Below are 6,085 nucleotides of genomic sequence, written 5' to 3'. Positions count from 1 at the left end.
CGTGGTCTCATAAAAATGTAGAAAATAGGGGCTTCGAGAAAACTGATATGGTTGATGATAAGGATATAAGGGCCCTTTGCAGGAATCCGGTCCATTTCGGATGTATCAATTTTGCAGGTAATTTTGAGAAGGATCTTAAAAAAACCGTTGACTGTAGACTGTATAAAAGACATGGTATCAAACTCCTTAAAAAAGTCCGGGACTTCAGAATTTTTGGTAAATCCTCCGATTATACAAAGCTTCAAAATCATCTACAATAGCAATGATTCTAACTTACTGATTCATTTTATTTTCACTCATTTTAGGGATAGATTTCCCATGAGAACTGATAAAAAACATCCAGAAACCTCTGAGCCAGAGGAGAAAGAACCGACAATGATTCTCCTGTTACAGGATGAGTCAACTCCAGCCTGCAGGCATGAAGCATCAATCCTTCCACTCCAAAGTGTTCTACAAAGTGATGATTGCAGAATGTATCACCATGGGAGGTATCTCCCACAATGGGATAGCCCAAACCGGCAAGGTGCCTCCGAATTTGATGAAAACGGCCTGTCTTAGGTTTCACTTCTACCAGAGAGTACCGGGAGCTGGGATACTTTCGGGAGGGAACACTCTTTTCTGCTGTTAATAATCTGCGGTATGGGGTAACCGCCTCTTTGACGGCTCCTGTTTCATAGTTTTTTAAGGGTGTTTCAATACAACCCTCATCGGGAATATGTCCACGGACAACGGCCCAATAGGTCTTCTGTATCAGTCCTTCCCGAAATTGGGCCGAAAGCAGGGCAGCAGCCTCAGAAGTAAAGGATGCCGCCAGGACTCCCGAAACAGGACGGTCCAGACGGTGAACGGGAAGCGGAGGCTTTTCAAACTGATGATAGAGCCGTTTCACAAGAGTATCTCTATCCGGAGAGAAAAGGCTTCTGTGGATCAGAACTCCCTCGGGTTTATTTAAAAAAGCATAATGTTCATCCATCCACAGGATGGAAATAGCTGTCTCTTCAACATCTTCTGTCATGGTCCTCATGGTATATTAATTTCATAAGATACTGGAACAATAAAACTAAAAAATATTATTAAATTGTAACACATGATAGGATAAGGACTGTTTAAAGATAAACATCTCATTTTTAATACAAAGGTATGAATGTGAAAAATATATTTCTGTTTCTTCTATTCCTCTTGTCATCCTTTACAATCCTCTGTGCTGCCGAACTGCCGGTCCAGATCTCTGATAGAGATCTGGAAATTCCACTGGAGGGTGCCCTCCTTCAGATCCTGGGGCAGGAAGCCACTTTTTACAGCGATTCTGAGGGCAGCGCCCTTGTGGAATACCCTGATGAGCTGCAGAGGATTGTGCTCTTAGTCCATTATCCCGGTTATGATTCACAGAGAATGACCATCTCTTCAAAAGACGCACTAGTTCAAGTCAAAATGACCATCAGCGGCATGATTGAGGGTGAGGAACTGGTAGTGGAACGAAAGATCATAGGAAAAAGTGACGAAGAAGTCGGAATCTCTGTGGTGATGGACAAAGAGGATATGGATGTGACTGCCAACCTCGGGATCGTGGAAGATGTCATGAACTCGGTCAAGACTCTTCCCGGAGTTGGTTATACTTCAGGTTGGGATGCCCAACCCTCTATCCGGGGGGGCTATCCTGATGAAATGGCGGCCACAATGGATGGATTTTATGTGACCTATCCCTTCCATTGGGGGGGAGCCTATTCCATCTTCAATCCCAATATGGTTGAATCGGTCAAACTCTCCCACGGGGTATATTCGGCCCGATACGGACGGGCAATGTCGGGACTTCTGGAGATCACCACCATCACTGCGGATGAACCGGAACTGAGAATTGACGGTTCTCTTTCTACAACTTCGACAGATCTGTTTATACAATCCCCAATTGGAAAAAAAGGGGGACTCTTTGCAGGCGGTAAGGTGACATACCTTGATACAGCAAAGCTTCTCTACCCCGATGAAACAGAAGCGATCACAACCATGCCCTACATCCGGGATTTTTATACGAAGATGTCCTATAGACCCGGCAGCTCGGTAGGACTCTATATGAGCGGATTTTACGGAACCGACGGTGTAGGAATGGACAGCAATTTTGAATCCGAAACCTATTCTACGGATGTCCTCTTTGATTATGACTATACCAATGCCTTTCTTGCCGGAGGTATGGATTGGTCTCCGGGAGAAAAACTGTACATAGACGTCCTGGGTGGGTACAACTGGAACCTGATGGATATGACATTCAAAGCCGTCAATAAGGGGACCATGACCTACAGCGAAGAATTTCTGCAGCAATACGGTGATTCTTTCGGTTTAAGCGAGGGCGATACATACAGCATCGACGGATTGGAAAACAGTGGAACCGGCAGCACCGATATGCAGCAGGGTCAATTAAAATTGACGGTTGAGAGACTGATGAGTCCTACTGACATTCTGGCTGTCGGCACCGAGACAGTCGTGACAACTACCTCGGAAAGTGATGATTTAGAGTTGTGGGTTCCCGTGGATAACGAAAGCGGTCTTGGCCTGAAACAATACAATTTCCAAACAGATGTAGATGGGAATCACTCTCTCAACAGCGCTGGATTTATGGTCTGGGAACATGGAAGTGAAAATTCCTTACTCAAATCTGAGCTGGGTGTCAGGGGAGAGTATTACACCATCTGGAATGAGGATTTTACGATGCATGCCCGACCTCTCATTAATCCAAGGGGCAGTGTCACCTATAATCTACTCAAAGACAGCAAACACCTGGACGCGGTCAATCTCACCATCGGTTCGGGTCTGTTCTCCTCGATGCCCCTGGAGGCGGAACTGTCGGAAAAGAAATACGGGATTGCCGACTGGGAAATGTCTCCGGACCGGGCCTTGTTTAATCTGGCCGGAATTGAAGTTCACTGGAATGATAAGTGGAAATTCAAATTCGAAACCTATTATAAATACTATCTGAACCGTATGGTTCTCAGCAGCGATGATGCCACAGGAGATTCACTCATTCACTATAATACCGATGGAAAAGGTCATACCGCCGGATTCGACTTTATGGTGCAGAAGAAGATTGCCCGCAAATGGGATGGATACATCAGCTACTCCTTTATCTGGGCCCGATTCTATAATCCATCCAATACCGGTACAGAGTCGGAAACTCTGCTTACCAGTAATGAACCTCTGGACCAGTGGTATTACCCCTATTATCACCGCTTTCATAATCTTAATATGGTCATAAACTGGCGCTTTCAACCGGGATGGACCTTTTCTGTCATAGGCCAACTGGCAACGGGAGCCCCCCGGGACAAGGTGGGAGATGTAACAGTGTATCCCGTAGAGTATGAAGGGCAGGTCATAGAACAGTACGGCCGGGCATCCTCCTATTCAGACAGCCTGAGAGACGGTGTTTCCGCTCCTGTAGACATACGCCTGTCCTATGCGCATTATCCCGAAAATTCCAGGGTTCAATGGGAATGGTATATTGCTGTGGAAGATATATTGACTCAGATTTATAAACCATCGACCAACAGTGACTACAATGAGATTACCGGAGAGGAAAACAGCGATACCTCAGCCGATTTTGATATAGGGATACCCTTGCCCTCCTTCGGTCTGAAAGTCAGCTACTAATTGAACAAGGAAAGTGAGAAAAAAATGAAGAAATATTTAAAGATAATAAAAGGAATCCTGTTTCCAGTCCTCCTGCTCCCGGGGATAGTTTTGCTTTCCTGTCAGTCCGCCCCTGCCGGACAGAAATGGTCAGGTGTGTCCATGGAGAATCAGACAGAGTGGAATCTTCAGTTACTGGAGAATAACCAGGCTATCCTGAAAATTCCCTTTCCTTCCCTGACGGAAATCCATGGTGAGGCCTTTGAGAGTGAACCGGATCATTGGGTCTTTCATACAGATGAACTTCATCTATTTTTTAACTGGCATGACGGATGGACCGAATCAACAATCTCTCTCCAGGGCATGCTGGAACTGACCCGGAGGAGTAAGGAAAGCTGGCAGATCAGGGTCATTGAGATGCCTCAGACTGGAACGGTTTTACAGGCTGAAATCCGTTACCGGAGAGACAAAATCTATGGAGACAGAGCCCGGGATATGATGAGCCGCCGTCTGGACAGAGCCATTGTCCTGTCCGGGTTTTTGCAGACTGAATTGGCTCCAGAGGACTATAGTTTTCATCATAAAAAAAGAGGAATTGACTCCAAAGCCTACCATCAGGACCTTCAATCCCTTCTGTTTCCTGAATTGTACGGATTTTCCGATGCTTTTCCCGAACCGGAAGCCTCCAGTTCAGATAAAGAAGGGTATATCAGAAATGAAGAAGTACTCTGGGATACCCTCTCTACAAAGAAATACTTCCCCGAAGAACTTCATGAAGTCAGAGACTCAGGAACCCTGTTACGGGATTATGATGAAGCCTCTGAACTTATTATCATATGCTGCCTCTGGCAGGATCTCTGGGAGTCATGGCTCCCCCACTCAGATATCAGGAGTACAAAATGACCGAACAATGGAGTCTTATAAGATTTTTTGAAATGGGAGGGGTGTTTATGTGGCCCCTCCTGGTATTTTCCATCCTCACATTTGCCCTCATCCTGGAGAGAATCATCTATATTCTTATCCATGACCTGAGGACAGAAAAAGTACGGCAGCATGTGAGGGATTGTATCGAAGAGAATCATACAGGAGAAGCCCGGGAATACCTGGACCAGCTGAAAGACCGGAATGTCAGCGGCAGAATTTTGAGGGAGATCCTCAAAAATGCCCCCCATGGGGAGCACCGCATGGAAAAGGCCGTAGAGGCCGAAGGTCAGGAGCAGATCCGGAAGCTCGAAAACGGGTTCAACTTTCTCTCCGCCCTGGCATCCATCGCCCCCCTCACGGGATTTCTGGGGACAGTTTCCGGAATGATCGGTGCTTTCAGATCCATCGCTGAGGCCTCGGATGTCAATGCACAGCTTGTTGCCAACGGCATTTACGAAGCCCTGATGACAACGGTTTTCGGGCTGATCATAGCCATCGTAGCTCTTGTCGGCTACAACATCCTCGCACACAGGGTGGATACATTTGCGGCGGATATCACGAAAGCATCCAGCGACATTGTGGGAGCCCTCTCTATCCGCGGCGGAGACAAGAACCAGTGAAAATGAAAAAGTTTTTTACCAGAAAGGCAGATGATCCCATGGGGGCACTCAATGATTTGAGTTTTCTTCTCATCATTTATTTTCTGGTCATAGCCGGATTCAATACAAATTTTGGTTTTCTTTTAAGCCTGCCCTCCCATGAAAAACCTCTGATTGTACAAAAGGAAGACCTGATCAGGCTGAGCCTCAGTCCTTCGGGAGATTTATACTACAAGGAAGAGGTTCTCCCCCTTCCCGATCTTGAAGAATTGCTGGCTGAAAACTTTAAAGTCCATCCCAATCTCACCGTGGCCCTGGCCATTGATCCCGATACAGGCTATCAGAGATTTGTGGAAACAATCGAGATTATCAGAAGGGAAAAGGTAGAAAACTTTTCCTTTTCCATGCAGGGAGAGAGTCTTGATTAAAATCAGCAGTAAAAGAAGGCCCCCCGGCGCTCCTATGTCTGCCATGAGTGATATCGGCTTTCTGCTCCTTATCTTCATTATGCTCATATCTCTGATCAATTACCGGAAAGAAGTGAAGATCGATTATCCCGAGGCCAAACAGATTGAACGGACTGAAGCGGAGCATCAACAGGAAGTGTGGATTGACCGGGAAGGAACTGTCATCGTAGAGGGTCATTCAGTATCTGCCGGGGAGCTTGAGAATATCATTACCGATGCCTACATCCAACATCCCGACATGAGGATTCATATCCTGGCTGACCGCAACACGGCCTACAAACATATTGATGGAGTGATAAAGATTCTGCAGCTCCTCCAACACAGAGTCGTCAGCTTTGTTGTCAAGGAGGATCTATGACAAGCACTTCAAATCTTCCTATCCAGAAGCTTATCAGAATCGGAATCATATCCTCTGTGGCATTGATCCATATTCTCCTCCTCCTCTTCCTGCAGTTCAATCTGAAATCGGAAGCTGTGGCG

General features: G+C 46.2%; 6 protein-coding genes. 5 read left to right on the top strand and 1 reads right to left on the bottom strand.

Features of this window, described 5'->3' with window-relative positions:
• Positions 1-301: 301 nt before the first annotated feature.
• Positions 302-1,015, bottom strand: coding sequence for a pseudouridine synthase (locus tag PF479_RS07505; protein WP_298004362.1), 714 nt, complete (start codon positions 1,013-1,015; stop codon positions 302-304).
• A gap of 131 nt (positions 1,016-1,146) precedes the next feature.
• Between PF479_RS07505 and PF479_RS07500 the strand changes: the two genes are divergently transcribed.
• From PF479_RS07500 to PF479_RS07480, 5 genes are read left to right on the top strand one after another with little or no spacing between them, the layout of a single operon-like run.
• Positions 1,147-3,636: a TonB-dependent receptor gene (locus PF479_RS07500; protein ID WP_298004359.1), complete on the top strand. Its 2,490-nt coding sequence runs from the start codon at positions 1,147-1,149 to the stop codon at positions 3,634-3,636.
• A 24-nt stretch (positions 3,637-3,660) separates the two neighbouring features.
• Complete coding sequence (locus tag PF479_RS07495; protein ID WP_298004356.1) at positions 3,661-4,518, top strand: hypothetical protein; 858 nt, start codon at positions 3,661-3,663, stop codon at positions 4,516-4,518.
• The gene (locus PF479_RS07490; RefSeq protein WP_298004353.1) at positions 4,515-5,159 is read left to right on the top strand and encodes a MotA/TolQ/ExbB proton channel family protein; all 645 of its coding nucleotides are present in this window, start codon (positions 4,515-4,517) and stop codon (positions 5,157-5,159) included. The genes PF479_RS07495 and PF479_RS07490 overlap by 4 nt, the downstream gene beginning before the upstream one ends.
• 2 nt (positions 5,160-5,161) lie before the next feature.
• Positions 5,162-5,566: a biopolymer transporter ExbD gene (locus PF479_RS07485; protein WP_298004364.1), complete on the top strand. Its 405-nt coding sequence runs from the start codon at positions 5,162-5,164 to the stop codon at positions 5,564-5,566.
• A complete protein-coding gene (locus PF479_RS07480) occupies positions 5,559-5,963 on the top strand; it encodes a biopolymer transporter ExbD (RefSeq protein WP_298004350.1) in 405 nt (134 codons plus the stop codon). The genes PF479_RS07485 and PF479_RS07480 overlap by 8 nt, the downstream gene beginning before the upstream one ends.
• Positions 5,964-6,085: the final 122 nt, after the last annotated feature.

This window comes from Oceanispirochaeta sp., from assembly GCF_027859075.1.
Taxonomy (GTDB): domain Bacteria; phylum Spirochaetota; class Spirochaetia; order DSM-2461; family DSM-2461; genus Oceanispirochaeta.
Note: the sequence above shows the minus strand (reverse complement) of the source record. Positions and strands in the feature narration are given on the sequence as shown.